Here is a 25579-nt window from a genome sequence, read left to right as displayed (position 1 = left end):
AAGCCGCCGCTCACCCCGGGAGGCTCACCCGCTCACCCCGCGAAGGCGTCGAGCACCGAGTCGTACTCCCCCGTCCACCACACGGCCAGCGCCGAGGCGGCGGGGAAGAGCGGGTCGGAGCGGCGGTCGCGGCGCTCGTAGCGCCAGTGCAGCATCCAGAAGTCGTTCAGCCGCTCCCACCACACCCGGTGGACGGCGGCGGCGACCTCCCCCTCGCCGGCGCCCGACGCGTCCCGGTACGCCCGCGCGTAGGCCCGTACCTTGCGCAGGTCGAGGCGGCCGTGCTCGGGGTGGACGAAGAAGATCGCGGCGGCCCTGACCGCCTCCTCGGCGCGCGGCTGGACGCCGAGCCGGTCCCAGTCGACGATCGCGGCGGGTTCGTCACCCCGGTAGAGCAGGTTGAGCGGGTGGAAGTCGCCGTGCACCCAGCCCTGGACGCGGCCTTCCGGCGCCGGGTCGGGCGGGCGGCGGTGGGCGTGCCGCCTGAGCAGGTCGCCGCGCTCCAGCAGCCGGTGCTCGGCCAGGCCGTCGAAGTCGTCGTAGGGGCGGTGGGCGCGGACCAGGGCGAGCAGCCGCGCGATGTCGGCGTGCGTACGGGCGGGGTCGGCGCTGGGCTGCGGGCCCGCCGCGGGCAGCGGCTGGACGCGGGCCAGACCGGTGTGCACCCGGCCGAGCAGGGTGCCGAGCCGCCGGGACTGCCCGGCGGTCAGCTCCGTGCCCTCGCGGTGGGTGCCGTCGATCCACGGGAAGAGCGCGTAGCCGTCGCCGTCGAGCAGCGTCACCGTACCGCCGTCGGCGGCCGGGAGCGGGGCCGCGGCGGGCAGGCCGAGCCGGACCAGGCCCCGGGTGGCGCGGTGCTGGCGGACGATGAGCGCGGGTTCCGCGGTGTCGGCGGCGACGTACTGCTTGAGGAAGTAACGACCCCGGGTGGTGGTCACCCGCCACCCCCGGTTCAGCAGCCCCCTGGGGACGGCTTCGAAGGTCAGCGGTTCGCCCGCGTTCTCGTACCGACGCAGCAGGGCGGTCAGCGAAACCCGCTCGTGCGGCTTCGTCGCCGTGCCTGTCACGTGCCACAGAGTAGATCACCACGAGAGGCCGTTCGGGCGAGCTGGCGCGACCCCGCCCCGACCTGCTAGGGGCACCCTTACGCCCCGGACCGGCACCCGTACGGCCCCGGACGGCCGGGCACCCTTGCGCCCCGGACGGCCACCTTCACGCCCTGGACCGTCGCCCTCACGCCCCCGGCGCGGACCCCGTGCCCAGCCGGGCCGCGTACGCCTCCGCCTGCGTGTGCCGCTCCATGCCCAGCTTCGCCAGCAGCACCGTGACGTACTTCCTGATGGACTTCTCGGTGAGCCCGGTGCGCTCGCCGATCTGCCCGTTGGTGAGCCCCTCCCCGATCAGGTCGAGCAGCCGCCGGTCCTGGTCGGTGAGGTCGGCCATCCGCTCCTCGTGCTCGCTGCGGGCGCCGCCCTCCTTGAGGCGGTCCAGCACCTGGGCGGTGGCGGCCGGGTCGAGCAGCGAGTGCCCGGCGGCCACCTCGCGCACCGCGCTGATCAGGTCGTCCCCGCGGATGACCTTGGGGACGTAGCCGGCCGCGCCCGCCATGACCGCGTCGAAGAGGGCTTCGTCGTCGGCGAAGGAGGTGAGCATCAGGCACTTCACCGACCGGTCCCGGGAGCGGATCTCCCGGCAGGCCTCGACGCCGCTGCCGTCCGGCAGCCGTACGTCGAGCACCGCGACGTCCGGGTGCGCGGCCGGCACCCGGTCCATCGCCTCGCCCGCGCTGGCCGCCTCGCCGACGACCTCGATCGACGGGTCGACCGACAGCAGCGCGCTCACTCCCCGGCGGACCGCTTCGTGGTCGTCCAGGAGGAATACCCGTATATGGCCGTTTTCGCTCACATGCCAAGAGTCGCACCCCGCGCGCCGGTCTGCCTCCCGCGGCGCCGGCGACCCCCGGGCGGCCCCTTACGTATGTCCGGCATCCGGGATACGGTGCCGTTGTCCCGGTGGCCTGCGACAACAGGCCGACCGCAGGCCGACACCGGCCGGGCCGCCCGCCCGGAAAGCGCCGCGCCCGCGCAGTTACTAGGAAATCCAAGCAAAACCGCAGGTCGGACGGCTTCGCGCGAATGCCGGACTTCTGGGTAACGTCTGTAGTTGCAGGCCTTCGCCGGGACACTGTCACGCCTGGCTCGGCCATGCCGCACACACCCCGTGCGTCCCGCCGGACCAGGTGCGCCGCCCCCCGAAACACGTGGGGGAGGCCCCATCCTGCTCCCCGGCAGATCCCGGGGGCCGGACAGACGGAGGACGAAGTGAGCGTGAAGAGCACTGCCGCCGGGGGTCCCCCCGCCAAGGGCAGGGGGCGGACGACCCGCGCAACCGTCGCGAAGCGCCGTGGCGGCGAGCCCGGACTCGTACAGCTGCTGACTCCCGAGGGCGAGCGGGTCGAGCACGACGACTACGCGATCGACCTGACGCCGGAAGAGCTGCGCGGCCTGTACCGCGACATGGTGCTGACCCGCCGTTTCGACGCCGAGGCGATCACCTTGCAGCGCCAGGGGGAGCTGGGCCTGTGGGCCTCGCTGCTCGGCCAGGAGGCCGCGCAGATCGGCTCGGGACGGGCCACCCGCCCCGACGACTACGTCTTCCCGACGTATCGGGAGCACGGCGTGGCCTGGACGCGGGATGTGGACCCGCTGAATCTGCTGGGGATGTTCCGCGGCGTCAACCACGGCGGCTGGGACCCCAACGAGAACAACTTCCAGCTCTACACCATCGTGATCGGCTCGCAGACTCTGCACGCCACCGGCTACGCCATGGGCGTGGCCAAGGACGGCTCCGACGCGGCCGTCATCGCCTACTTCGGCGACGGCGCGTCCAGCCAGGGCGACGTCGCCGAGTCCTTCACCTTCGCCGCGGTCTACAACGCCCCCGTGGTCTTCTTCTGCCAGAACAACCAGTGGGCCATCTCCGAGCCGACCGAGAAGCAGTCCCGGGTGCCGATCTACCAGCGCGCCGCCGGCTTCGGCTTCCCCGGCGTCCGCGTCGACGGCAACGACGTGCTCGCGGTGCTCGCCGTCACCAGGGCCGCGCTCGACCACGCCCGCAGCGGGCAGGGGCCGATGCTGGTCGAGGCGTTCACCTACCGGATGGGCGCGCACACCACGACCGACGACCCGACGCGCTACCGGCGCGACGAGGAGCGCGAGGAATGGGCGTCCAAGGACCCCATCGCCCGGCTGAAGATCTACCTGGAGCGCGAGGGCCTCGCCGACGAGGCCTTCTACGCCGAGATCGACGCGGAGAGCGACGCGCTCGCCAAGCGGGTGCGCGAGGGCGTACGGAACATGCCGGACCCCGGCACCATGGCGATCTTCGAGAACGTCTACGCGGACGGCAGCGCACTCGTCGACGAGGAGCGGGCGCAGTTCGCCGAATACCAGGCGTCCTTCGAGACCGGGGACACGACCGCGGGAACGGGGCACTGATCATGACCCAGACGATGGCAGTGGCCAAGGCCCTCAACGAATCCCTGCGCAAGGCGCTGGAGAACGACCCCAAGGTCCTCATCATGGGTGAGGACGTCGGCAAGCTCGGCGGTGTCTTCCGTATCACCGACGGCCTGTACAAGGACTTCGGCGAGGGGCGCGTCATCGACACCCCGCTCGCCGAGTCGGGCATCGTCGGCACCGCGATCGGCCTGGCGCTGCGCGGCTACCGGCCGGTGGTGGAGATCCAGTTCGACGGTTTCGTCTTCCCCGCGTACGACCAGATCGTCACCCAGCTGGCCAAGATGCACGCCCGCGCGCTCGGCAAGATCAAGCTGCCGGTGGTCATCCGTATCCCCTACGGCGGCGGCATCGGCGCGGTCGAGCACCACAGCGAGTCGCCCGAGGCGCTGTTCGCGCACATCCCCGGGCTCAAGGTGGTCTCGCCCTCCAACGCCTCGGACGCGTACTGGATGCTCCAGCAGGCCATCGAATGCGACGACCCGGTGATCTTCTTCGAGCCCAAGCGGCGCTACTGGGACAAGGGCGAGGTCGACGTCTCCGCGCTGCCGGGCGCCCTGCACCGGGCGGTCGTGGCCCAGCAGGGCACGGACGTCACGCTCGCCGCGTACGGCCCGATGGTGAAGGTGTGCCTGGAGGCGGCTGCGGCGGCCGCGAACGAGGGCCGTAGCCTGGAGGTCGTGGACCTTCGCTCGCTCTCGCCGATCGACTTCGACACGATCCAGGCATCCGTGCAGCGGACCGGCCGGCTGGTCGTCGTGCACGAGGCGCCGGTCTTCTACGGCGCCGGTGCGGAGATCGCCGCCCGGATCACCGAGCGCTGCTTCTACCACCTTGAGGCGCCCGTGCTGCGGGTGGGCGGCTTCCACGCCCCCTACCCGCCGGCCCGCCTCGAGGAGGAGTACCTGCCGGGCCTGGACCGCGTACTCGACGCCGTCGACCGCGCGCTGGCGTTCTGAGGGAGAGGGGTTGTGACGACGATGACGCCACAGACCGTACAGGCACAGCGCTTCCGAGAATTCCGGATGCCCGACGTCGGCGAGGGCCTCACCGAGGCCGAGATCCTCAAGTGGTACGTGGCGGTGGGTGACACCGTCACCGACGGCCAGGTGATCTGCGAGGTCGAGACGGCGAAGGCGGCCGTCGAACTGCCCATCCCCTACGACGGGGTGGTCAGCGAGATCCGCTTCGACGAGGGCACGACGGTGGACGTCGGCACTGCGATCATCGTGGTGGACGCGGGTGCCGGCACGCGGGAGGACGACGTACCGCCGCCGGCCGCGCAGCCCGTTGCTCCGGCCGAGCCGGCTCCCGCTGCCGCGCCCGCCAAGCGGGAGGCGGTGCTGGTGGGTTACGGGGTCGCGCCCTCCTCGACCACCCGCCGCGCGCGCAAGCAGCCGGCGGGGCCGGCCGCGGTGAACGGCACGGCGGCGCCTGCGGCTCCGGCTCCGCCTTCCGACGCGGCTGCGACCACGGGTACGCGTGCGGCTGAGCGGCCGCTGGCGAAGCCGCCGGTGCGCAAGCTGGCCAAGGACCTCGGCATCGACCTGGCCACCGTCGTGCCCACCGGGCCGAACGGCGTGGTGACCCGCGACGACATCCGCGCGGCGGCGGCGCCCCCGGCGGCCCTCCCGCCGGCCGCGGCCCAGGGGGCTCCCGCCTTCGCCGCCGGTGAGCGGGAGACCCGCACCCCCATCAAGGGTGTGCGCAAGGCCACCGCCCAGGCGATGGTGGCCAGCGCCTTCACCGCCCCGCACGTGACGGAGTTCGTGACCTTCGACATCACCAGGACCATGAAGCTGGTCCAGGAGCTGAAGGAGGACCGCGCCTTCACCGGCCTCAAGGTCGGCCCGCTGCTGCTGGTCGCCAAGGCACTGCTGATCGCGATCCGCCGCAATCCGCAGGTCAACTCCGCCTGGGACGAGGCCGCGCAGGAGATCGTCCACAAGTCCTACGTCAACCTGGGCATCGCCGCCGCCACCCCGCGCGGCCTGATCGTCCCCAACATCAAGGACGCGCAGGACAAGACGCTTCCCGAACTGGCTTCCGCCCTGGGCGACTTGGTCGCCACCGCCCGCGAGGGCAAGACGTCCCCCGCCGACATGCAGGCCGGCACGGTCACCATCACCAACGTCGGCGTCTTCGGCGTCGACACCGGCACGCCCATCCTGAACCCCGGCGAATCCGCGATCCTCGCCTTCGGCGCGGTCAAGCTCCAGCCCTGGGTCCACAAGGGCAAGGTCAAGCCGCGCCACGTCACGACCCTGGCCCTCTCCTTCGACCACCGCCTGGTCGACGGCGAACTCGGCTCCAAGGTCCTGGCGGACGTGGCCGCGGTCCTGGAAGAGCCCAAGCGCCTGATCACCTGGGCGTAACCTCTCCCACCCCGAGCGGGAGGCTCCCCCGGACCCCGTCCACGAGCCTCCCGCCCGCCGTGCCTCCAGCACGCGGTTCCGCCTCACCACCGTGCGGCCGTCGACGTCTCGTTCGCCGAACCCGGCTCAGCAGACCCGGTGCGCGTAGCCACCACCGCGCGCTCCGGTCGAAGACCGAGGATGACGCCGCCCGCGAGGGGAGACCTCCGCCCGGGTCGCCGGGGGCCCGATACTGCGCTTCACCCCGACCGCGCGGCGCGACTTCCACCACGCCGTGGTTGCCGACCGACCGACCCCCGGCTCGATTCTCCGGCCCCGGCGGCAACGGGCGCAGGCCGACGTCTCAGGGTGGCCCCGGACATGTACCGGCCTGCCCGGTGCATCGGATCAGGTCTCGTACGACGTATGCCGTGGAGGTGTAGTACCGGGTCACCTGATCGCCGGGCTTCTGGGTGAGCCGATCACGGGCGTACGCCAGTGCCGCACGCACCGGCAGGGACGTCGCCATCGGCGGGGTGTCGGCGAGCTGGTGAGCCAACCACGCCACCGCGTCGTCAGGGTCCGCGAAAGTGCCGACGAGCATGCTCCGCGGCTTGCGCAGCCACTCCGCGACGACGAGGGGCGGCGCGGCCGAATGGGGATCACGCGCCTCGCTGTCCGGTGGGCGAGCATGTCCGGTGTAGCTGTAGGCGTGCCAGTGCGTGGTCACGTCACCCCGTTCTCGGTCAGGGGCCGGCGGCCGGAGGGCGGCCGCCGGCCGGGAAGTCGTCAGCTATTTGCGGCCACAGCCGTCGCCATCCCCGCAGTCCGGGTTCTCAGGTGGAGGGGTGGGGTCGTCGTCCCCAGGGTCGAGGACTGACGGTGTGCTATGCATGAATCGGCCTCCTCCGCGTGTCATGGGACTGCCGCGCCCGCCCTCGTCCGTGATGTCGAGTCCCGACGAGGGCGGGTTTCCTTGCGGCGAACGGGCCGACTGTCCGTGCTGGCGCGCGGCCCTCCAGGACCGTAGGGCGCGGAGTTGCCGCACTCTTGGCGCATTGCTCGGGATTTCTCGCCGTGCTGGGCGCTGTTCGCGGTATTGCTTACGCGAGGTCGAGCGCGGCCCGGGCGCGGGCGATCAGACGGTGCGCTGTACGCCCGTGGACCGATGCGGCGGACAACCGGTCCCAGGCTTTGCCGTACAGGGCGATGTCGGCGGGGTCGTCGAGCCACATCTCGGCGTTGATGGTCTCGACGATGACCAGGCGCTCGTCGTAGATCCAGAAGCCGTGCCGGGGGGTGATGGTCAGTGCGGCCTCGAAGGGGATGATGCCGAGCCGGACGGTGTCCAGTCCGATCAGCCCCGCCAGTCGGTCGAGCTGGGCGGCAAGTGCCCCGGGCGGACAGATGCGGACGTGCAGTGCCGCCTCCCAGACCAGAGCGTGGAATACGCGGCCGGGCTCGTAGAGGCTCGCCTGACGCTTCATCCGGGCGCGTACCGCCGCCTCGGTGTCGCGTGGCGTCTGTCGGAGGTCCGCGCTGTGCTGGAGGAGATGGCGGGCGTAGTCCGCGGTCTGGAAGATGCCCGGAACGACAGTTGCCTCATAGGCGCGGATCACCCTGCTGTTCAGGTGCTCGGCGGCCGCGCTCTCCTGACGGGCGCGGTGGCCTGTGGCCAACTGGCGTCGCCATGAGCGGTAGGTGACCTCCAGGCCGGTCAGCCGGCCCTTCAGCTCGGCGGCTGCGGCGGGCTTTCCCACGGCGGCCGCCCATGCGGTGAGGTCGGCCGGCTTAGGGGTCTGGCGGCCGTTCTCCAGCTTCGAGACCTTCGACGGCAGCCAGCCGCACCGCGTTGCCAGGTCCCTTCCGGTCAGACCGGCCTCGGCGCGCAGCTCACGGAGCCGCACACCGAGGGCGATACGGGCCTGCTGGAAATCCGTGCTCACACGGCGGAGGCTACCCGCGCGGCGAACTCTCCGTACGGGACCGCGTGGTGCCAGGCGGCGTCACGGATCCGGCAGGCGGCTACTACTGTGGTGGGGTCCTCGGTGAGCTGCATGCCGAGCGAACGGTCGCCGTCGTAGCGGAATTCTCCGAGGACGCGGGAGTCGAACAGCCAGAAGTCCCGTGCGGGCAGGCCGTAGCTCTCGGCCTGCGTGCGCATCAGGTAGCGGATGTCCTCGCCCGCCGCGACCGTGTGCACGGTGCCCCACAGCAGGAACCGCTGGTAATCCGTGGGCGGTTCGTCGTAGAGCCGTACGCGCTCGACGCGGGCGCCTGTCGCAGTACGGTCCCTGATCGTGCCGAGCCATGCCTCCCGGCCGCCGGTCCCGGGGTCCTCACCGCGCAGATACGCCTGGAAGCGGGCGCTCTCGTAGTCCACCTGGTACGCCCGCCGGGCCTCCAGGCGCCATGCCGTGTGCTCGAAGCCGTCACGGAAGAACTCGGTGATCGCCGAGGCGTCGATGAACTGCGGCACGTGAGCTACTCCTTGGGGGCGAATCGTGTGATGAGTTCGCGGGGTACGACGACGAAGGACTCGCCGTCGAGCACGTCACGGAGTTGGGCGAGGTCGTCGGGCTCGGTGAGGGCGTAGCCCTGTACGACGATGTCGCCGGAGTCGACGTCCTCGTACAGCGTCGGGCAGTTGCCGTCCTCGGACGTGGTGCCGATCATTCGCAGGTTGCGGGTCATGGCGGATTCCCCTCGCATACGCCGCACAGGTGGCGGTGTCTGCGGCGCACCGTAGCCGCGCGGGCGGGTCGCGCGGCAGGGGGCACTGCGGGCGTGTCCGGGCCGCTCTGAGCGGGTGGGCGGGCCTCCGGGGGATGTGTTGTGCGTGTTTACCGCACTTCGCGGGGGTTTTGTGCTGCTATCGGCGTATGGTCGTCTCTGTCTCCGTCGTCCTGCTGCTGTTCGTCATCGCGGCACTGCTGACGCACAACAAGCACCTCAAGGTCAGCCACGCCATCATCTGCGGGCTGCTCGGGTTCTGCCTGGCCGGGTCCGGTCTTGCGCCCACCATCCAGTCCACCGTCGCCTCGACCGCGGATCTGGTCAGTACGATCCGGCCGTGACGCCGCGGCAGGCGTGCGGGGCGGTGTCCGGATCGCGGGACGGTGTATCGGACACCGAACTGTTGTATCTATGATGTGCGCATCATGGATGCGCCAACCGTCGCGACCCCGGTCGCCGTCAAGTCGCCGCCCGCCGCCGAGCGGGTCTATCTGCACGTCAAGAAAGGCGTGCTCGACCGCAGCTACGAAGGCGGGACGCTGCTGACCGAGGGCGACCTCGCCGACGCCGTCGGGGTGTCGCGCACCCCCGTGCGCGAGGCGCTGCTGCGGCTCGAGGCGGAGGGGCTGCTCAAGCTCTATCCGAAGAAGGGCGCCCTGGTGCTGCCGGTCTCCGCGCAGGAGATCGCCGACGTCGTGGAGACCCGGCTGCTGGTCGAGCAGCACGCCGTCGCCAAGCTGGTGGGCGCGCTGCCGGACCGGCTGGTGGTCCGGCTCGAAGAGCTGCTGGCCGAGCAGCGCGAGCACGCGGCGGCCGGCGACCTGGCGGCGTTCGCGGCCACCGACCGCTGCTTCCACGCGGAGATCGTGCGCGCGGCCGGCAACCGCATCCTTGCCCAGCTCTACGACCAGCTCAGGGACCGCCAGTTGCGGATGGGGGTGGCCATGATGCACGCCGAGCCCAGCCGGGTCGCCAAGAACATCGCCGAGCACACCGAGATCCTGGACGCGCTGCGCCAGGGCAACCCCCGGCAGGCGGCGGCGGCCGTGCGCGGGCACCTGTCGCGGGTCAACACCCTGGCCCGGGGCGAGTCGTGACGGCCAGGACACTGCCGGGGGACCCGCCGGGCGGCCGGCGGGCCGTCCTGGTGTGGGGCGTCGGCACCCTCGTCTACCTGGTCGCGGTGGTGCACCGCACCAGCCTCGGCGTGGCCGGCATCGACGCCGCCGACCGCTTCCACATCGGCGCGTCCGCGCTCTCGTCGTTCTCGATCCTGCAAGTGCTGGTCTACGCGGGCATGCAGATACCCGTCGGCCTGATGGTGGACCGCCTCGGCACCAAGCGGGTGCTGATGCTGGGCGCGGTGCTCTTCACCAGCGGCCAGCTGGCCTTCGCGCTGTCGCACTCCTACGGCATGGCGCTGGCCGCCCGCGCGGTGCTGGGATGCGGTGACGCGATGACCTTCGTGAGTGTGCTGCGGCTCGGCTCGCGCTGGTTCCCGGCCCGCCGCGGGCCGATGATCGCACAGGGCGCCGCGCTGTTCGGGGTGGCCGGCAACCTGGTCTCGACCGTGGCCCTGTCCCGGCTGCTGCACTCGGCGGGCTGGACGCCGACCTTCCTGGGTACGGCGATCGGCGGCGCCTTCGTCCTGCTGCTGGTGGCGCTCTTCCTCAAGGACCACCCCGAGGGCTACGAGCCCGCGCCCGCGGAACACGCGGGACTCGCCTACGTACGGCGGCAGATCGCCGCGTCCTGGGCCGAGCCCGGCACCCGGCTGGGGATGTGGACACACTTCACCACGCAATTCTCCGGGATGGTCTTCCTGCTGCTGTGGGGCCTGCCCTACCTGGTCGAGGACCAGGGCCTGTCGCGCGGCACCGCGGGCAGCCTGCTGACCCTGGTGGTGCTGGCCAACATGGTGTTCGGGATGGTCTTCGGCCAGCTGATCTCCCGCCACCACGGCGCCAGGATGCCGCTGACGCTCGGCGTGATCGCGGCGACCGCGGCGATCTGGGCGGTGGTGCTCGGCTGGCCCGGCGGGCAGGACCCGATGTGGCTGCTCGTACTGCTGTGCGTGGTGCTGGGCGCCTGCGGCCCCGGCTCGATGATCGGCTTCGACTTCGCCCGCCCGGCCAACCCGCCCGAGCGTTTCGGTACGGCGTCCGGCATCGTCAACATCGGCGGCTTCACCGCGTCGGTGCTCACCCTGCTGGCCGTCGGTGTGCTGCTGGACGCCAGCGGCGACAACTACCGGGTGGCCTGGAGCAGCATCTTCGTCCTCCAGGCCGTCGGCACCGTGCAGATACTGCGGCTGCGCCGGCACAGCGACCGCCTGGAGCGGGAACGGATCGCGGTCAGCCGGGTGGAGAGCGTCCACCGGTCGGCCGCGGCGGTGAGCGGGGAGTGACGCCGCGGACGCGCAGCGCTGTCGGTGCTATCCCCTTTTGGGTGTCAACTCGCTAATCTGACCGGTTAGTTGACGTCATCGCGAGGGAACGCCATGAGCTCTGCGCACGCGGCACCCGATATTCTCTCGGCCGAATTCGCGGCCGACCCCTACAGCGCGTACCGGATCATGCGCGCGCAGCACCCGCTGATCCGGCACGAAGCCACCGGCAGCTACCTCGTATCGCGGTACGAGGATGTGGAACGCGCCTTCAAGGACCCGGTGTTCACCAGTGACAACTACGACTGGCAGATCGCCCCCGTGCACGGCAGGACCATCCTCCAGATGGACGGCAGGGAGCACTCCGTACGCCGGGCGCTGGTCGCCCCGGCCTTCCGCGGCCGGGAGTTGCAGGACAGATTCCTGCCGGTCATCGAGCGCAACGCGGCGGAACTGATCGACGGCTTCCGGGCGACGGGCCACGCGGACCTGGTCGCGGACTTCGCCACCCGCTTCCCGGTCAACGTCATCGTCGACATGCTCGGCCTGGACCGCTCCGACCACGACCGCTTCCACGACTGGTACACCGCGATCATCGCCTTCCTGGGCAACCTCAGCCAGGACGCCGACGTCATCGCCACCGGTCTGCGCACCCGCGCGGAGCTGGCCGCGTACATGATCCCGGTGATCCGGGAGCGGCGCGCGCACCCGGGGGACGATCTGCTCTCGACGCTGTGCACGGCGGAGATCGACGGTGTCGCGATGTCGGACGAGGACGTGAAGGCCTTCGTCAGCCTGCTGCTCGCGGCGGGCGGCGAGACCACAGACAAGGCGGTCGCCGGGGTCTTCCGCAATCTGCTGGCCAACCCCGACCAGCTCGCGGAGGTCCGCGCCGACCGCTCGCTGATACCGGCGGCCTTCGCCGAGACGCTGCGCTTCACCCCGCCGGTGCACATGATCATGCGGCAGCCGTCGCAGGACGTGACGCTCAGCGGCGGTACGGTGCCGGCCGGCGCCACGGTGACCTGCCTGATCGGCGCGGCCAACCGCGACCCGGCGCGCTACGCGGACCCGGACACGTACAACGTCCACCGCGCGGATCTGACCACCGCCAACGCCTTCTCGGCCGCCGCCGACCACCTGGCCTTCGCGCTCGGGCGGCACTTCTGCGTGGGCGCGCTGCTGGCCAAGACGGAGATCGAGGTGGGGATAGGGCAACTGCTGGACGCCATGCCCGATGTGGTCCCGGCCGGCGGCGAACTGCCCCCCGAGAAGGGGGTCTTCACCCGGGGGCCGGGATCGCTGCCGGTGAGCTTCACCCCCGCGCGCCCGCTGGCGGCCTGACCCGGTCCCGTACGACCCGCCGGACCCGCAGCGCCGGCAGGTCACGAACCACCGGCCGGGTACGACCGGCCGGTCCCGTACGACCGGCCCGTCGCGTCCCGCCGGCCGCGCAGGACCTGCCGGCCGCCTCGCCCCACGCGGTCACATCGCCGTGAACCGCACGGGCAGCTGCGCGGGACCCCGCATCCACACCGAGGGGCGCCACACCAGCCGCTCGGCCGGCACCGACAGCGCCAGGTCGGGCAGCCGGTCGAGCAGCACCTCCACCGCCGCCCGGGAGATCACCTCGGCCATCTCGGGGGCCGGGGCCGGGCAGCGGTGCTCGCCGTGGCTGAACGACAGATGCGCCTGGTTGCCGGTCGAGCCCGCGGTGAAGTCCGGGCGCACCTGCGGGTCGGTGTTGGCGGCGGCCAGGCCCAGCACCACGCAGTCGCCCTTGGCGATCCTGCGGCCGGCCAGCACGGTGTCCCGCGCCGCCCACCGGCCGACGAAATTCTGCGTCGGGGTGTCCGCCCACAGCACCTCGTTGAGCGCCTGGCCGACATTGCGCCGGCCGCCCGAGAGCGTCACCGCGAAACGGTCGTCGGTGAGCATCAGCCGCAGGGTGTTGCCGATCCAGTTGGACGTCGGCTGCTGGCCCGCCGCCATGATGGAGATCATGTCCTGGATGATCTCCTCGTCCGCGAGCCCCGCCGGGTGCAGCAGCATCCTGGTCGGCACATCGGGTCCCGGGGTCTCCCGGCCGCGGGCCAGCAGCATCGCCATCGTGGCGTGGATGCGCTGGTAGGCGTCCACCGCCCCGGCGCCGTCGTCCAGCGAGGCGACCATGTCCGCCTCAAGGGAGCCGGTCTCGTCCTCGTCCAGGCCGAACAGCCCGGCCACCACCCGCAGCGGCACCTGCCCGGCGTAGTCGGTCATCAGCTCGGCGTGCCCGGTGCCCGCGAAGCCGTCGATCAGCCGGTCGCCGACCGCCTCCGCGGCAATCCGCAGCTCGTACTGGTCGACCGCGCCCAGCACGTCGGTGATCGCCCCGGAGCGGCGCCGGTGCTCGGCGCCCTCGGTGAAGAGCACCGAGGGGGTGTGCATGACGTACGGCAGCAGTGGCCAGTCCGGCGGGATGCGGTCCCAGGCGTGCCAGCGGCGCGAATCGCGGGCGAAGATCTCCGGGTTGGCGGTGACGTAGTGCAACTCACGGTAGCCCAGCACCAGCCAGGCCGGGATGTCGTCGTCCAGCAGCACCGGCGCCACCGGGCCGTGCGCGCGGCGCAGCCGCCGGTAGAGGTCGGCCGGGTCGGACTCGAAGTCCAACGAGTGCATGCGCACCGCGGGTTCGTCCGGCGCGTCGGCCGCGTCCGGTGTCAGGGGGTGGTCCTGGTGGGTCGTCACGGCGTGGTCTCCCGGGCGTACGACAGGGTGTGCAGGTGGTGGACGAGGGCGGTCAGCACCTCGACGCCGGAGTCGCGCTCGCGCGCGTCGCAGTCGATCAGCGGGACGCCGGGCGGCAGCGACAGCGCCTCCCGCAGCTGCTCCAGTGAGTGTTCCGGCTCCCCGAAGTTGTTGCGGGCCACGATGAAGGGCAGCCCGTGGTGTTCGAGGCGGTCGAGGGAATACCAGCAGTCGGCGACATGGCGGGTGTCGACCAGCACGACGGCGCCCAGGGTGCCGGAGAACAGCCGGTCCCACAGGAACCAGAAGCGCTCCTGGCCCGGGGCGCCGAAGAGGTAGAGCACCATCTCGTCGTCCAGGGTGATCCGGCCGAAGTCGAAGGCGACGGTGGTGGTGGTCTTGGCGGCCGAGCTCTTCAGCTCGTCGACGCCCACACCCGCCTGCGTCATCGTCTCCTCGGTGCTCAGCGGGCGGATCTCGCTGACCGAGCCGACCAGGGTGGTCTTGCCCACCCCGAAGCCGCCCACCACGACGATCTTCAGGCCCTCGGCGGCGGTGGCACGCAGCGGAGCTGCGGCGGCGGCGCGCACGGCGGCGCGCTCAGAGCTTCTGGAGGGCAAGGAGCACCTTCTTCAACGTCTCGCGGGGCGGCAGTTGGCGGCCGCGGCCCGCCGAGGACGGGTGGCGGGCGGTGATCAGGCCGGTGTCCAGCAGGTCGCAGAGCAGGATCTTGACCACGCCGACCGGCAGGCCCACGTACGACGACAGCTCCACGACGGCCATCGGCCGGCGGCACAGCTCCAGGATCCGGATGTGCTCGGACTGCATGCCGCGGGCCGGCTCGGCCTCGCTGACCACCAGGGTCACCAGGTCGAAGGAGTCCTCGTGGGTGCGGGACCTGCCGCCGGTGACGACGTAGAGCCGGTCCGGCTCACCGCTGTCCACCGGACCGCGGCCCGGATCCCGGCCCGGGGTCATGCCGGCTGCCTCCCGCCGGGCAGCCGTGCGGCCGGCAGGTCCGGCCGGCCGGCGGCCCCGCGCGGGTCGGTGCCGCGCGGATCGGCCCGCAGATAGGCGCCGATCTGCTCGACCAGCTCGTTCATGGTGTGCCCGACGATGCCGGGGTCGGCCTCGTCGTCGCCGACCACCGCCAGGTGCGCGCCCTCGCCCGCCTCCACGATGAAGAGGATGCCGCCGTGGAATTCGGTCATCGACTGCCGGACCCCGCCGCTGCCGTCGCCGAACTCCACCGAGGCGCCGTGCGCCAGGCTCTGGATGCCGGACGCGATGGCGGCGAGCTGGTCGGCCCGGTCGGCGGTCAGGCCCGACGACAGGCACAGCTTGAGCCCGTCCCTGGACAGCACCAGCGCGTGCCGGGCGCCCGGGGTCTTCGCCAGCAGATTCTCCAGCAGCCAGTCCAGGCTGCGGTCGGTCGTGGTCATCGATCGGTGTCCTGTCCTGTGTGCGGTTCTGCGGCGGCGGCCCGCCCAGCCTTCCGTGCCTGGTGCGGCAGCGGCGGTACGGGCGGCTCGCCGAGCGCGGCCCGGCGGAAGGCCCGGAAGCGCTCGCCGGACGTGGCCCGGGCCTGCGCGTCCCGCTCCAGGGCGGCCGGGGACGGCGGCTGCGCGGCGGCGGCGATGAGGCCCAGGTGCCCGGAGTCGGCCAGGGTGCGGCCCCTGGCCCGCTTGGGCAGCGGGACGGCCGGCGCCACGGCGGTCCGCGCGCCGCCGGTCCGTACGCCGTCCGAACGCTGCCGGTCGGTGCCGCGCTCCCGGTCGGTGCGCTCAGGGCCGGTACGCGCCCGGTCCGCGCCGCCCGGGCCCGTACGTCCCGCGTCCGTACGTCCCGCGTCCGTCAGCGCCCCGCGCGCGGGCAGGCCCGCCGGGGTGCGGTCGTACTGCCACAGGTCCTGCGCGGGCAGCGGCGGCCAGTCCTCGCGCGGCCGGGTGATCAGCTTCGGCGGGATCAGCACCACCACACCCGTGCCTCCCCGCGACGACGGGCGGAAGGACACCGTCAGGCCGTACTTGCGGGCCAGGCAGCCCACCACCGCGAGCCCGAACCGGGTCCCCGACAGGTCCCGCAGGTCCAGCGGCGCCGCCGACACCAGCTTCTCGGCCCGCAGCAGCGTCGAGGGCGGCATCACCAGGCCGCCGTCCTCCACGGTGACGACGACCCCGGTGTGCGTCTCCTGGACGTAGACGTGCACCTCCTCGGTCGGCGGCGAGAAGGTGGTCGCGTTGTCCATGATCTCGGCGAGCGCGTGCATGACGCCCTCGGCCGCGTAACCGGCGACCGCCGCGGTGGAGGCGGAGTGCAGCCGCACCCGGCGGTAGGCGTTGATCCGGCCCAGCGCGCCGCGCAGGACGCTCTCCATGACGATCGGCCGGGTCCAGCGGCGGCCCGAGCGCGATCCGGTGATCACCGCGATGCTGTCGGCCATCCGGCCCGCCTGCGCGGTCTGGTGGTCCAGCAGCAGCAGATCGCCGAGCACGTCCTCGCTGTGCCGCATCTCCATGTCGCGCAGGTCGGCGAGCATGCTGGTGGACAGCGCCTGCACCCGGCTGGCGGTGTTTGCGCAGGCCGCCATCACCGCGGCCCTCATCCGCTCACTGGCGCCGACCTCGCCGACCACCGCCTCCAGCAGCCGCTGGTGGGCGGCGCCCGGCGAGCGCTCCAGCCTGGCCAGCACCGTCGGCGCCGACTTGCCGGAGCGCAGCTGCTCCACCGCCCGGGGCAGGATCACGTCGGTCAGCCGGTCGGCCTCCCGCTCCAGCGCCGTCGCCCGCGCGGTCTCGGCCGCCAGACCGGCCTGGAGCGCGGCCTGTTCCGCGACCGCGGCCCCGGCGGTCTCGGCCGCCAGGCCGGCCCGCGCGGCTTCCGCCGCGAGCTTGCCGGCCGTACGCGACCACAGGCCGGCGAGCGCGACGACTGCGCCCAGCAGCAGCGCCGTCGCTCCGGCCAGCACGGCGACCGTGGCCCGGTCGGCGGCGCCGGTGCGCGACACCGCCCAGCCGCCGACCACGGCGACCGCGAGCGCGGCGGCCACCGGCGGGCCGTGGACCAGCAGCGCCGGCGCCCAGCGGGGCGGGCCTGCGGACGGGGAAGGAGGCGGGAAGGGCGCGGGCTGCTGTGCGGCTGACATCGATGTGCTACCTCGTGGCGGTGGCCGACAGCCGGCCGCCTGCCGTGAGAAGTGGGGGCGATGGGGGCTACGGGTGAGGAGTGGCGGCGGAATGCGGAGCATCCCCCGGGACGCGAGAGTCGCGAGGATTGCCGCGCTGTGCACCTTACTCGCCGAAGTCCACCCATTAACACCGGTCTTGACGATCCGTCGGTTTTATGCAATGCGTTGGCGCCGCCCATGCCGAAGGGCCACCGCCGACACCCGCGAAGGGTCAGCGCCGACACCCGCGAAGGGCCACCGCCGGCCCGTGCGGGAAGGCCGCGCCGACACATGCCGAAGGCCGGCACCGACGGGTGGACCACCCGTCGGCACCGGCCCTTCGCGGGTCGGACGGCCGTCTCGGCGCGTCAGCGCGTCACGGCGATGTTCTGCAGAATCGCGTCGGCCAGCGCCGGGTCGCCCTCGGTCTTGAGCCGGTCGGCGACCGCGGCGGGCCGCACCCGCCCGGTCAGCAGCCGCAGGAAGGTCTCCCAGTCCAGGACGAAGGTCACCGCCGGGCCGAGCGAGACCGCCGAGTCGACCGAGCCGCGGCCCTCCGCGTTGACCCGGACCGTCCGCATGAACTCCAGCGGCCCGTGCACGTCGAAGACCACCGCGGACCCGGGCTTGGCACCCGCGTCGTGCGCGACCAGCTTCGGCAGCGACCGCAGCACGTAGTCCCGGGAGAGCACGGCCGCGGCGGACGCCAGATTGCCGGGCTGGTCGAGCGCCCTGCGCAGGTCCTGCTCGTGCACCCATACGTCAAAGACGCGACTCCACAGCTGCTCCTCAAGGGTGATCTCGCCGCCGCCGATGGCGCGCACCTCCGCGTCCGGCTCCCGCGACTCGTTGCGCAGCTGCCGGGACCTGCGGATGATGGTGTAGTCCAGCTCCGAGGTCATCTCGGGGGCCGTGTGGTGGCGCCGGGTGTCGACCGGCACCTCCGTGTAGCGCGCGGTCTCGCTCGTGATGTGCCGCAGGTCGCTGGGAAGCGTGTGGATCGGGCGCGGATCACCGAGCAGTTCGCACTCGAAACCGATGATGTGGGACACGATGTCGCGCACCGACCAGTAGGGGCACTCCGTGCGGCGGTTCCACTCGCCCTCGGCCAGTGGGGACACCAGTTCGTTGATGGATTCTATGGAGTGGGTCCAGGCGTCGATGTACGGCTGGAGCTTGCTGTGGACGGTCACGGGACCCCTCGACGGATCGGTGCGCGGTCGTGGCGGTTGGCGCCTAAGTTACGCTGCGCGCGGGCGCCCACGCAGTGCTTTCGAGTGACGATGGTAGGCCCGGCTTGACGACCCAACGTATGGGCGGTGTCCAGGTGCGCGCAACGCTTGTCCAGATCGAGGTCGACCCGGCGGAGAGCGCCGGCGACCGGCGGAGCCGTGCGGCGGCCCTCGTCCGCGCCCAGGCGGGGGCGGATCTTGTCGTGCTGCCCGAATTGTGGACCGTCGGCGCCTTCGCCTCCGACGACTTCGCGGCCGGGGCCGAAAAGGCCGGCGGCGGACCCACCGCGGAGGCGATGAGCGCCGCCGCGCGGGACGCCGGGGTGTGGCTGCACGCCGGGTCGGTCGTCGAACGCGACCCGTGGCCCGACGGCCCGCTCTACAACACCTCGCTGCTCTTCGCGCCCGACGGCACCCTGCACGCCACGTACCGCAAGATCCACCGCTTCGGCTTCGACCGCGGTGAGGCCGTGGTCATGGCGGCCGGCGACCGGATCGTCGCGGCCCGGCTGCCGCAGGCCGTGCTCGGCCTCGCGACCTGCTACGACCTGCGCTTTCCCGAGCAGTTCCGGCTGCTGGTGGACGCCGGAGCCGAAGTGGTCGTCCTCCCGGCCGGGTGGCCCGCCGCGCGGCTGGCGCACTGGCGGATCCTGGTGCAGGCCCGCGCCGTCGAGAACCAGGCGTACGTCCTGGCCTGCGGTACGGCCGGGACGCACGCCGGCGTCGAGCAGGCCGGGCACAGCATGGTCGTCGACCCGTGGGGGGCCGTCCTCGCCGAGGCGGGCCCCGGCGAGGAGGTCATCGGCTGCGACCTCGACCCCTCCCGGGTCGCCGCGACCCGCAAGGACTTCCCGGTCCTGCGCGACCGCGTCCTGGGGACGCCCCGGCCCCCGGGGGCGGCTACTCCTTCGTGACCAGGCGGTCGACGCAGACCGCCACCGCGATGAGCATCGCCGCGTCCGCGTCGGGCCGCTCGATGTCCACCGCGTACGCGTCCCGCACCGAGAACCAGCGGCGCGAGATGCGGGCCAGGCGCTCACCGTCGTACTCGATGTCGAATTCCTTTCCGATGAGGTCACCGCGGATCTCCAGCTCCTCGCCCGAGGCCAGCTCGGCGCGGTAGACGTCGTGGAGGAGGGCGAGCCGCTTCTTGCGGACGGTGACCAGGACGTCGCCGCCCCGCTCGATGGTCATGGCGTCCCTGACGCTCACGAGCTTGCGGTGGATGACGGCCACGACAGCGCCGTCCGGGTCCTGCAGTTCCAGGGTCTCGCGGACCCGCAGCACCTTGCCGTCGACGTAGAAGGCGCGGCGGCCCTCCTCGTCCTCGATCCAGTAGTCGTCGCCGATGGCGAACATCTTCTCGTGCACCACGTATTTCATAGGGGAATGCCTACCCCCGGTGATGCTGTTGGATGGGGATATGACTGCACGTGCACGCGTCCGGGCGCCCGAGCTGACCGGCAAGGGCGGCTGGCTCAATACGGGCGGGGCCGCCCCTACCCTCGCCGACCTGCGCGGATCCATCGTGATCCTGGACTTCTGGACCTTCTGCTGCGTGAACTGCCTGCACGTTCTCGATGAGCTGCGGGAGCTGGAGGAGCGGCACCGTGACACTGTGGTGATCGTCGGTGTGCACTCCCCGAAATTCGTGCACGAGGCGGAGCACCAGGCGGTGGTGGACGCCGTCGAGCGCTACGAGGTGCACCACCCGGTGCTGGACGACCCGGAGCTGGCCACCTGGCGGCAGTACGCGGTACGGGCGTGGCCCACGCTGGTGGTGATCGACCCGGAGGGCTACGTGGTCGCGCAGCACGCGGGCGAGGGCCACGCGCACGCGCTGGAGAAGCTGGTCGTGGAGCTGGAGGCCGAGCACGGCGCGAAGGGCACGCTGCGGCGCGGCGACGGGGTGTACGTACCGCCGGAGCCCGTCGCGACCGACCTGCGCTTCCCCGGCAAGATGCTGGCGCTGCCCGGGTCCGGGCACTACCTGGTGTCGGACTCGACGCGGCACGCGCTGGTGGAGCTGGCGGCGGACGGCGAGAGCGTCGTACGCCGGATCGGCGCGGGCGAGCGCGGCTTCGCGGACGGGGACGCGGCGACCGCGCGCTTCAGCGAGCCGCAGGGCCTGGCGCTGCTGCCCGACGGCGGCGTCATCGTCGCCGACACGGTCAACCACGCGCTGCGGCACCTCGACCTGGAGAGCGGCCGGGTCACCACGGTCGCCGGCACCGGCCGCCAGTGGTGGCAGGGCTCGCCGACCAGCGGCGACGCGCGCGAGGTGGACATGTCCTCACCGTGGGACGTGGCCTGGTTCGAGGACCGGCTGTGGATCGCCATGGCCGGCGTGCACCAGCTGTGGACGTACGACCCGGCGGCCGGCCGGGTCGAGGTCGCGGCGGGCACCACCAACGAGGGCCTGGTCGACGGCAGGGCCGCCGACGCGTGGTTCGCCCAGCCGTCGGGGCTCGCGGCGGCGGGGGACCGGCTGTGGATCGCCGACTCCGAGACGTCGGCGCTGCGCTGGGCGGAGCGCGCCAACGACGGCGAGGGGTACGTCATCCGCACGGCCGTCGGCACCGGTCTCTTCGACTTCGGCCACCGCGACGGCCCCGCGGGGCAGGCGCTGCTCCAGCACCCGCTCGGCGTGACGGGCCTGCCGGACGGCTCGGTCGCGGTCAGCGACACGTACAACAACGCGCTGCGCCGGTACGACCCGGCGACAGGCGAGGTCAGCACTCTGGCCACCGACCTGCGCGAACCCTCGGACGCGGCGGTGGTGGACGGGGACATCGTGGTCGTCGAGTCGGCCCGTCACCGGCTGACCCGGATGCACCTGCCCGAGGAGGCGGTACGCGTGGAGGCGGTCGCCCACCGCACGCGGCGGGCGGCCACCGATGTCACCGCCGGGGCCTTCCGGCTCGACGTGGTCTTCTCCGCTCCCGCCGGGCAGAAGCTGGACGAGCGCTACGGCCCGTCCACCCGGCTGATGGTCAGTGCCACCCCGCCGGAACTGCTGGCGGACGGCGCGGGCAAGGGCACCGACCTCTCCCGTGACCTGGTGCTCGACCCCTCCGTGCCGGAGGGGGTGCTGCACGTCTCGGCGATGGCCGCGTCCTGCGACGACGACCCCGCCAACGAGTATCCGGCCTGCCATGTGCACCAGCAGGACTGGGGTGTGCCGGTCCGACTCACCGACGCCGGCGACACCCGCCTCGCACTGGTCCTCGCAGGGATGGACGCGGCTCAGTAGCGCCGGTCCGAGTAGTAGCGCTCCTCGACGACGGGCGGCACATCGCCGTTTGCCGTCGGGGGGATCCGGCGCCGCTTGAAGATGCTCACATAGGCCGCCATGCCGATGATGCCGACGGCCATCATGATCAGGCCGAGCAGGTCCATGTTCACGCCCTTGGCGTGCCAGTCCGTCGCGAAGGTGATGACCGCCCCTATGGCGATCAGGATGATGCAGCCACCGATACCCACAATGTCCGCCTCCAGAGGTGGAGTTCAGGCTCCTAGACACCGCCTACCCGGCATCTCCCGCCCAAACATCCCCTGGTGACGGACCGTTGGCCGCTCGCCCCTTTCGCCCCGCCCGCCGCCCGGCCGGGTCAGCCGGCCAGGAAGGCGGTCAGAGCGGTGGCGAGATACGCCGGGTCGTCGGCGCCGCACAGTTCGCGGGCCGAGTGCATGGACAGGATCGGCACCCCGATGTCGACCGTGGTGATGCCGGTGCGGGCCGCGGCGATCGGGCCGATCGTCGTGCCGCAGGGCATCGCGTTGCTGGACACGAAGTGCTGGAAGGGCACTCCGGCCCGCTCGCACGCGGCGGCGAACAGCGCCCGCCCTGACCCGTCGGTGGCGTAGCGCTGGTTGACGTTCGTCTTGAGGATCGGGCCGCCGTTGGCGTACGGGTGGTGCGTCGGGTCGTGCTTCTCGGCGTAGTTGGGGTGCACGGCGTGGCCGACGTCGGAGGAGACGCAGACGGTGCCGGCCAGTGCCCGCAGCCGGTCCTCGTAGCCGCCGCCGCGGGCGTGCACCGAGCGCTCCAGGACGTTGCCGAGCAGCGGCCCCTGGGCGCCGGTGTCGGACTGGCTGCCGTTCTCCTCGTGGTCGAAGGCGGCCAGCACCGGGATGGCGTCCAGTCCGCCGGCCTCGACGGCGGCGATGAGCGCGGCCGTACAGGCGTGCACGGACAGCAGGTTGTCCAGCCGGGGGGAGGCGAACAGCTCGCGGTCCCGGCCCAGGTACGCCGGGGGCTGCACGTCGTGCGTCATGAGGTCCCAGCCGGTGACGTCGTCCGGGTCGAGGCCGGCTTCGGCGGCCAGGAAGTCGACGAGGTCGCCGTCGTGGACCTCGCCGAGGCCCCACAGCGGCTGGAGGTGCCGCTGCCGGTCGAGGTTGAGCCCGTTGTCGTTGACGCCGCGGTCGAGGTGGACGGCGAGCTGGGCGACCCGCAGCAGCGGGCGGTCGACGTTGACCAGGGCGGTGGAGCCGTCGCGCAGCGACAGCCGGCCGGCCAGGCCCAGGTCGCGGTCGAGCCAGCTGTTGAGCAGCGGGCCGCCGTAGATCTCGACGGCGACCTGCCGCCAGCCGGCCGTACCCATGTCGGGCCGCGGCTTGACCCGCAGGTTGGGCGAGTCGGTGTGGGCGCCGACCACCCGGAAGGGGGTCTCGGGGCGCGCGTCCGCCGGCACGTACCAGGCGATGACGGCCCCGCCGCGCAGGACGTACCTCCCGCCGCTCTCGCCGTCCCAGGCGTCGGTCTCGGCGACCTGGCGGAATCCGGCCTCCTCCAGCCGGGCCGCGACGGTGGCGACCGCGTGGTAGGGGGACGGTCCTGCCTGGACGAAGGCGGCCAGGTCGTCGGTGTGGGTGCGGTCGAAGGTGCGCGCTGACGGACTCATACCGGCCAGCATAGGAAACGCCGGGTGCCGCCACCGGCCAGGTGGCGGCACCCGGCGGCAAGCCGTGGCGGCGCCGCGGTCAGAACGCCTCTTCCGGCAGGTCCATCACGTCCAGCGTGACGGCCTCGGCCATCGCGCGCTGCACCCCGACGCCCGGCAGGATGTTCGTCGCGAAGAACTTGGCCGCGGCGACCTTGCCGGTGTAGAAGGCGGTGTCCTTGCGCGACGCCGACGGCAGCTTGTCCAGCGCCACACCCGCGCCCTTGAGCAGCAGGTAGGCCACGACGACGTCACCGGAGGCGAGCAGCAGCCGGGTGGTGTTGAGGCCGACCTTGTAGATCGAGCGGACGTCCTGCTCGGTGGCCGCGAGGTCGGTCAGCATGGTGCCGACGATGGCCTCCAGGTCGGCGGCGGCCTTGGCGAGCTGGTCGCGCGCGTCGGCCAGTTCCGCCCCGCCGGTGGCCTCGGCCAGGAACTTCTTGATCTCCTCGCTCAGCGCGGTCAGCGCCTGCCCCTGGTCGCGGACGATCTTCCGGAAGAAGTAGTCCTGGCCCTGGATCGCGGTGGTGCCCTCGTAGAGGGTGTCGATCTTGGCGTCCCTGATGTACTGCTCGACCGGGTATTCCTGGAGGTACCCCGAGCCGCCGTAGGTCTGGAGCGACTGGGCGAGCTGCTCGTAGGACTTCTCCGAGCCGTAGCCCTTGACGATCGGCAGCAGCAGGTCGTTGAGCCCGTGCAGCTGCTTGGCGTCGGCGCCGGTCGCCTCGGCGACCTGGATCGCGTCCTGGACGGAGGCGGTGTAGAGGACCAGGGCGCGCATGCCCTCGGCGTACGCCTTCTGCGTCATCAGCGAGCGGCGCACGTCGGGGTGGTGGGTGATGGTGACCTTGGGCGCGGCCTTGTCCATGAACTGCGCCAGGTCGGGGCCCTGCACGCGCTCCTTGGCGTACTCCAGCGCGTTGAGGTAGCCGGTGGACAGCGTCGCGATGGCCTTCGTGCCGACCATCATGCGGGCGAACTCGATGATCCGGAACATCTGCCGGATGCCGTCGTGCTTGTCGCCGATCAGCCAGCCCTTGGCGGGGTGCTGGTCGCCGAAGGTCATCTCGCAGGTGTTGGACGCCTTCAGGCCCATCTTGTGCTCGACGTTGGTGGCGTAGACGCCGTTGCGCGCGCCCAGCTCGCCGGTCTCGTGGTCGAACTCGTACTTCGGCACCATGAACAGCGACAGGCCCTTGGTGCCGGGTCCTGCGCCCTCGGGGCGGGCCAGCACGTAGTGCAGGATGTTCTCGGACATGTCGTGCTCGCCCGAGGTGATGAAGCGCTTGACGCCCTCGATGTGCCAGCTGCCGTCGTCCTGCTTGACGGCCCTGGTGCGGCCCGCGCCGACGTCGGAGCCCGCGTCGGGCTCGGTGAGGACCATGGTGGAGCCCCACTGCTTCTCGACCGCGAGCGCGGCGATCCTCTTCTGCTGCTCGGTGCCCTCCTCGTAGAGGATGCCCGCGAAGGCGGGGCCCGAGGAATACATCCAGACCGCCGGGTTCGCGCCGAGCACCAGCTCGGCGTACGACCAGATCAGGGAGCGGGGCGCGGTCGTGCCGCCGATCTCCTCGGGCAGGCCGAGCCGCCAGTATTCGGCGTCCATGAAGGCCGCGTAGCTCTTCTTGAACGTGTCGGGGAGCGGCGCGGTGTTGGTGTCCGGGTCGAAGACCGGCGGGTTGCGGTCGGTGTCGGCGAAGGACTCGGCCAGCTCGTTCTCCGCCAGCCGGGTCAGCTCGGCCAGGACGTCCTTGGCCGTGTCGGCGTCCATGTCGGCGAACGGACCCGTGCCGTAGAGCTGGTCGCGGCCGAGCACCTCGAAGAGGTTGAACTCGATGTCGCGGAGGTTCGACTTGTAGTGGCCCATGACGACGGCTCCGTATCGCTGCTGCTGTCACAAAAACGTATCCCCATGATGCTACCCGTCAGTAATAAGAAGCAACCCCCGGCGGCCGGATGTGACGGGTTCCTCGCCCCCGGGTGGCTGTTACCCGCCGTTCCTCGATGGGGGTGCGCGCTTCCCCGTTACGCTAGGGCCCGTGTACGGCTACGACCAGAGCGTGAATCCCGGCCCAGGGCCGGCTCCCGGTGGGGCCGCGCCCATGTCCGGCTATCCCGAGCCCTCGCCGCCGTCGCTGGCCGACGCCGTCCGCGCCTTCACCACGGGCTCGCTGTCGGCCGAGGACTTCCAGGCGATCTTCGCCACGTCCAAGGTGTACTGCCCGCGCGGCGAGAATCCCGGCTTCCTGGCGCTGCACGACACGCAGCAGCCGGTGATCCCGATGTTCAGCTCGCTCAAGGAGCTGCGGCGCTACGCGGGCAAGGAGTCGAAGTATTTCGTGATCACCGGCGCCGAGGTGCTCGACCTGCTGCCGACCGGCTACGGCTTCGTGCTCGACATCGACGGCCAGCACCGGATGGTCTTCGACGCCAAGGCGGTCGAGCAGATGGTGGACTTCACGATGCGCCGGATGTACGGCTGACCGTCCCGCTCCGGGGCTCGACCTGCTT

26 protein-coding genes are annotated in these 25579 nt (G+C 72.0%); 10 read left to right on the top strand and 16 right to left on the bottom strand.

What is annotated here, in order from left to right:
• Nucleotides 1–32 precede the first annotated feature (32 nt).
• Nucleotides 33–1067: a phosphotransferase gene (locus OHA86_RS18385; protein WP_329176748.1), complete on the bottom strand. Its 1035-nt coding sequence runs from the start codon at nucleotides 1065–1067 to the stop codon at nucleotides 33–35.
• 166 nt (nucleotides 1068–1233) lie between these two features.
• Nucleotides 1234–1905, bottom strand: coding sequence for a response regulator transcription factor (locus tag OHA86_RS18380; protein ID WP_329176746.1), 672 nt, complete (start codon nucleotides 1903–1905; stop codon nucleotides 1234–1236).
• Nucleotides 1906–2321: 416 nt separating this feature from the next.
• On the opposite strand from OHA86_RS18380, the gene pdhA reads away from it, so the two are divergent.
• The 3 genes from pdhA to OHA86_RS18365 are packed head-to-tail and all read left to right on the top strand — an operon-like array spanning nucleotide 2322 to nucleotide 5893.
• The gene (gene pdhA, locus OHA86_RS18375) at nucleotides 2322–3497 is read left to right on the top strand and encodes a pyruvate dehydrogenase (acetyl-transferring) E1 component subunit alpha (RefSeq protein WP_329176745.1); all 1176 of its coding nucleotides are present in this window, start codon (nucleotides 2322–2324) and stop codon (nucleotides 3495–3497) included.
• Nucleotides 3498–3499: 2 nt separating this feature from the next.
• Nucleotides 3500–4477: an alpha-ketoacid dehydrogenase subunit beta gene (locus tag OHA86_RS18370; protein WP_443053920.1), complete on the top strand. Its 978-nt coding sequence runs from the start codon at nucleotides 3500–3502 to the stop codon at nucleotides 4475–4477.
• A gap of 21 nt (nucleotides 4478–4498) precedes the next feature.
• Nucleotides 4499–5893, top strand: coding sequence for a dihydrolipoamide acetyltransferase family protein (locus OHA86_RS18365; RefSeq protein ID WP_329182458.1), 1395 nt, complete (start codon nucleotides 4499–4501; stop codon nucleotides 5891–5893).
• A 343-nt stretch (nucleotides 5894–6236) separates the two neighbouring features.
• Here the strand turns inward: OHA86_RS18365 and OHA86_RS18360 are convergent, their stop codons facing one another.
• From OHA86_RS18360 to OHA86_RS18345, 4 genes are all read right to left on the bottom strand, one after another.
• Nucleotides 6237–6602 (bottom strand): hypothetical protein, encoded by a 366-nt coding sequence (locus OHA86_RS18360; protein WP_329176743.1) that lies wholly within the window; start codon nucleotides 6600–6602, stop codon nucleotides 6237–6239.
• A gap of 373 nt (nucleotides 6603–6975) precedes the next feature.
• Nucleotides 6976–7818, bottom strand: coding sequence for a helix-turn-helix domain-containing protein (locus OHA86_RS18355; protein ID WP_329176740.1), 843 nt, complete (start codon nucleotides 7816–7818; stop codon nucleotides 6976–6978).
• Nucleotides 7815–8351, bottom strand: coding sequence for a DUF6879 family protein (locus OHA86_RS18350; RefSeq protein WP_329176738.1), 537 nt, complete (start codon nucleotides 8349–8351; stop codon nucleotides 7815–7817). Before OHA86_RS18350 ends, OHA86_RS18355 begins: the two co-directional genes overlap by 4 nt.
• A 5-nt stretch (nucleotides 8352–8356) precedes the next feature.
• Entirely contained in the window at nucleotides 8357–8566 is a 210-nt protein-coding gene (locus OHA86_RS18345) for a hypothetical protein (RefSeq protein ID WP_329176736.1), read from the bottom strand.
• A 188-nt stretch (nucleotides 8567–8754) separates the two neighbouring features.
• On the opposite strand from OHA86_RS18345, the gene OHA86_RS18340 reads away from it, so the two are divergent.
• The 4 genes from OHA86_RS18340 (at nucleotide 8755) to OHA86_RS18325 (ending at nucleotide 12338) form a co-directional block, all read left to right on the top strand.
• The gene (locus OHA86_RS18340; RefSeq protein ID WP_329176734.1) at nucleotides 8755–8949 is read left to right on the top strand and encodes a hypothetical protein; all 195 of its coding nucleotides are present in this window, start codon (nucleotides 8755–8757) and stop codon (nucleotides 8947–8949) included.
• Nucleotides 8950–9033: 84 nt separating this feature from the next.
• On the top strand, nucleotides 9034–9705 hold the full coding sequence (locus OHA86_RS18335) for a GntR family transcriptional regulator (protein ID WP_329176733.1): 672 nt from the start codon (nucleotides 9034–9036) through the stop codon (nucleotides 9703–9705).
• On the top strand, nucleotides 9702–11015 hold the full coding sequence (locus tag OHA86_RS18330; RefSeq protein ID WP_329176731.1) for an MFS transporter: 1314 nt from the start codon (nucleotides 9702–9704) through the stop codon (nucleotides 11013–11015). Before OHA86_RS18335 ends, OHA86_RS18330 begins: the two co-directional genes overlap by 4 nt.
• 93 nt (nucleotides 11016–11108) lie before the next feature.
• The gene (locus tag OHA86_RS18325; protein WP_329176729.1) at nucleotides 11109–12338 is read left to right on the top strand and encodes a cytochrome P450; all 1230 of its coding nucleotides are present in this window, start codon (nucleotides 11109–11111) and stop codon (nucleotides 12336–12338) included.
• A 141-nt stretch (nucleotides 12339–12479) separates the two neighbouring features.
• Here the strand turns inward: OHA86_RS18325 and OHA86_RS18320 are convergent, their stop codons facing one another.
• The 6 genes from OHA86_RS18320 to OHA86_RS18295 form a co-directional block, all read right to left on the bottom strand.
• The gene (locus OHA86_RS18320; protein ID WP_329182457.1) at nucleotides 12480–13655 is read right to left on the bottom strand and encodes a cytochrome P450; all 1176 of its coding nucleotides are present in this window, start codon (nucleotides 13653–13655) and stop codon (nucleotides 12480–12482) included.
• 65 nt (nucleotides 13656–13720) lie between these two features.
• Nucleotides 13721–14344: a GTP-binding protein gene (locus tag OHA86_RS18315; RefSeq protein WP_329176727.1), complete on the bottom strand. Its 624-nt coding sequence runs from the start codon at nucleotides 14342–14344 to the stop codon at nucleotides 13721–13723.
• Nucleotides 14325–14702 (bottom strand): DUF742 domain-containing protein, encoded by a 378-nt coding sequence (locus tag OHA86_RS18310; RefSeq protein ID WP_329176726.1) that lies wholly within the window; start codon nucleotides 14700–14702, stop codon nucleotides 14325–14327. Before OHA86_RS18310 ends, OHA86_RS18315 begins: the two co-directional genes overlap by 20 nt.
• Nucleotides 14699–15166 (bottom strand): roadblock/LC7 domain-containing protein, encoded by a 468-nt coding sequence (locus tag OHA86_RS18305; RefSeq protein ID WP_329176724.1) that lies wholly within the window; start codon nucleotides 15164–15166, stop codon nucleotides 14699–14701. Before OHA86_RS18305 ends, OHA86_RS18310 begins: the two co-directional genes overlap by 4 nt.
• Nucleotides 15163–16869, bottom strand: a complete 1707-nt coding sequence (locus OHA86_RS18300; protein ID WP_329176723.1) for an ATP-binding protein — start codon at nucleotides 16867–16869, stop codon at nucleotides 15163–15165. The genes OHA86_RS18305 and OHA86_RS18300 overlap by 4 nt, the downstream gene beginning before the upstream one ends.
• 389 nt (nucleotides 16870–17258) lie before the next feature.
• A complete protein-coding gene (locus tag OHA86_RS18295; protein ID WP_329176722.1) occupies nucleotides 17259–18083 on the bottom strand; it encodes a maleylpyruvate isomerase family mycothiol-dependent enzyme in 825 nt (274 codons plus the stop codon).
• A gap of 134 nt (nucleotides 18084–18217) precedes the next feature.
• Between OHA86_RS18295 and OHA86_RS18290 the strand changes: the two genes are divergently transcribed.
• Nucleotides 18218–19036 (top strand): carbon-nitrogen family hydrolase, encoded by an 819-nt coding sequence (locus OHA86_RS18290; RefSeq protein WP_329182456.1) that lies wholly within the window; start codon nucleotides 18218–18220, stop codon nucleotides 19034–19036.
• On the opposite strand, the gene OHA86_RS18285 is transcribed toward OHA86_RS18290, so the two are convergent.
• On the bottom strand, nucleotides 19023–19505 hold the full coding sequence (locus OHA86_RS18285) for an LURP-one-related/scramblase family protein (RefSeq protein WP_329176720.1): 483 nt from the start codon (nucleotides 19503–19505) through the stop codon (nucleotides 19023–19025). The two genes, OHA86_RS18290 and OHA86_RS18285, sit on opposite strands and share 14 nt — an antisense overlap.
• Nucleotides 19506–19545: 40 nt before the next feature.
• Between OHA86_RS18285 and OHA86_RS18280 the strand changes: the two genes are divergently transcribed.
• On the top strand, nucleotides 19546–21375 hold the full coding sequence (locus OHA86_RS18280; protein ID WP_329176719.1) for an NHL domain-containing thioredoxin family protein: 1830 nt from the start codon (nucleotides 19546–19548) through the stop codon (nucleotides 21373–21375).
• Here OHA86_RS18280 and OHA86_RS18275 read toward each other — a convergent pair.
• The 3 genes from OHA86_RS18275 to OHA86_RS18265 all read right to left on the bottom strand — a co-directional run bounded on the left by OHA86_RS18275 (nucleotide 21369) and on the right by OHA86_RS18265 (nucleotide 24935).
• Complete coding sequence (locus tag OHA86_RS18275; RefSeq protein ID WP_329176717.1) at nucleotides 21369–21605, bottom strand: hypothetical protein; 237 nt, start codon at nucleotides 21603–21605, stop codon at nucleotides 21369–21371. The two genes, OHA86_RS18280 and OHA86_RS18275, sit on opposite strands and share 7 nt — an antisense overlap.
• A 128-nt stretch (nucleotides 21606–21733) precedes the next feature.
• Nucleotides 21734–23029 carry a M18 family aminopeptidase gene (locus OHA86_RS18270; RefSeq protein ID WP_329176715.1) on the bottom strand — a complete coding sequence of 432 codons (1296 nt, stop codon included), beginning with the start codon at nucleotides 23027–23029 and terminating at the stop codon, nucleotides 21734–21736.
• Between the two features lie 79 nt (nucleotides 23030–23108).
• Nucleotides 23109–24935, bottom strand: coding sequence for an acyl-CoA dehydrogenase (locus tag OHA86_RS18265; RefSeq protein WP_329176713.1), 1827 nt, complete (start codon nucleotides 24933–24935; stop codon nucleotides 23109–23111).
• Between the two features lie 172 nt (nucleotides 24936–25107).
• Between OHA86_RS18265 and OHA86_RS18260 the strand changes: the two genes are divergently transcribed.
• A complete protein-coding gene (locus OHA86_RS18260; RefSeq protein WP_410169979.1) occupies nucleotides 25108–25551 on the top strand; it encodes an SseB family protein in 444 nt (147 codons plus the stop codon).
• The last annotated feature ends 28 nt before the right edge of the window (nucleotides 25552–25579 follow it).

It is taken from the genome of Streptomyces sp. NBC_01477 (genome assembly GCF_036227245.1).
Lineage (GTDB): Bacteria > Actinomycetota > Actinomycetes > Streptomycetales > Streptomycetaceae > Actinacidiphila.
The sequence above is the reverse complement of the archived record's forward strand: the minus strand, read 5'-3'. Positions and strand labels throughout refer to the sequence as shown.

Excerpts from the sequence above, each read along its gene's own strand:
- OHA86_RS18370 (WP_443053920.1), top strand. The coding sequence starts at position 3,500 with ATGACCCAGACGATGGCAGTGGCCAAGGCCCTCAACGAATCCCTGCGC.
- OHA86_RS18365 (WP_329182458.1), top strand. The coding sequence starts at position 4,499 with ATGACGCCACAGACCGTACAGGCACAGCGCTTCCGAGAATTCCGGATG.
- OHA86_RS18345 (WP_329176736.1), bottom strand. The coding sequence starts at position 8,566 with ATGACCCGCAACCTGCGAATGATCGGCACCACGTCCGAGGACGGCAAC.
- OHA86_RS18340 (WP_329176734.1), top strand. The coding sequence starts at position 8,755 with ATGGTCGTCTCTGTCTCCGTCGTCCTGCTGCTGTTCGTCATCGCGGCA.
- OHA86_RS18335 (WP_329176733.1), top strand. The coding sequence starts at position 9,034 with ATGGATGCGCCAACCGTCGCGACCCCGGTCGCCGTCAAGTCGCCGCCC.
- OHA86_RS18325 (WP_329176729.1), top strand. The coding sequence starts at position 11,109 with ATGAGCTCTGCGCACGCGGCACCCGATATTCTCTCGGCCGAATTCGCG.
- OHA86_RS18320 (WP_329182457.1), bottom strand. The coding sequence starts at position 13,655 with ATGCACTCGTTGGACTTCGAGTCCGACCCGGCCGACCTCTACCGGCGG.
- OHA86_RS18310 (WP_329176726.1), bottom strand. The coding sequence starts at position 14,702 with ATGACCCCGGGCCGGGATCCGGGCCGCGGTCCGGTGGACAGCGGTGAG.
- OHA86_RS18305 (WP_329176724.1), bottom strand. The coding sequence starts at position 15,166 with ATGACCACGACCGACCGCAGCCTGGACTGGCTGCTGGAGAATCTGCTG.
- OHA86_RS18300 (WP_329176723.1), bottom strand. The coding sequence starts at position 16,869 with ATGTCAGCCGCACAGCAGCCCGCGCCCTTCCCGCCTCCTTCCCCGTCC.
- OHA86_RS18285 (WP_329176720.1), bottom strand. The coding sequence starts at position 19,505 with ATGAAATACGTGGTGCACGAGAAGATGTTCGCCATCGGCGACGACTAC.
- OHA86_RS18280 (WP_329176719.1), top strand. The coding sequence starts at position 19,546 with ATGACTGCACGTGCACGCGTCCGGGCGCCCGAGCTGACCGGCAAGGGC.
- OHA86_RS18270 (WP_329176715.1), bottom strand. The coding sequence starts at position 23,029 with ATGAGTCCGTCAGCGCGCACCTTCGACCGCACCCACACCGACGACCTG.
- OHA86_RS18265 (WP_329176713.1), bottom strand. The coding sequence starts at position 24,935 with ATGGGCCACTACAAGTCGAACCTCCGCGACATCGAGTTCAACCTCTTC.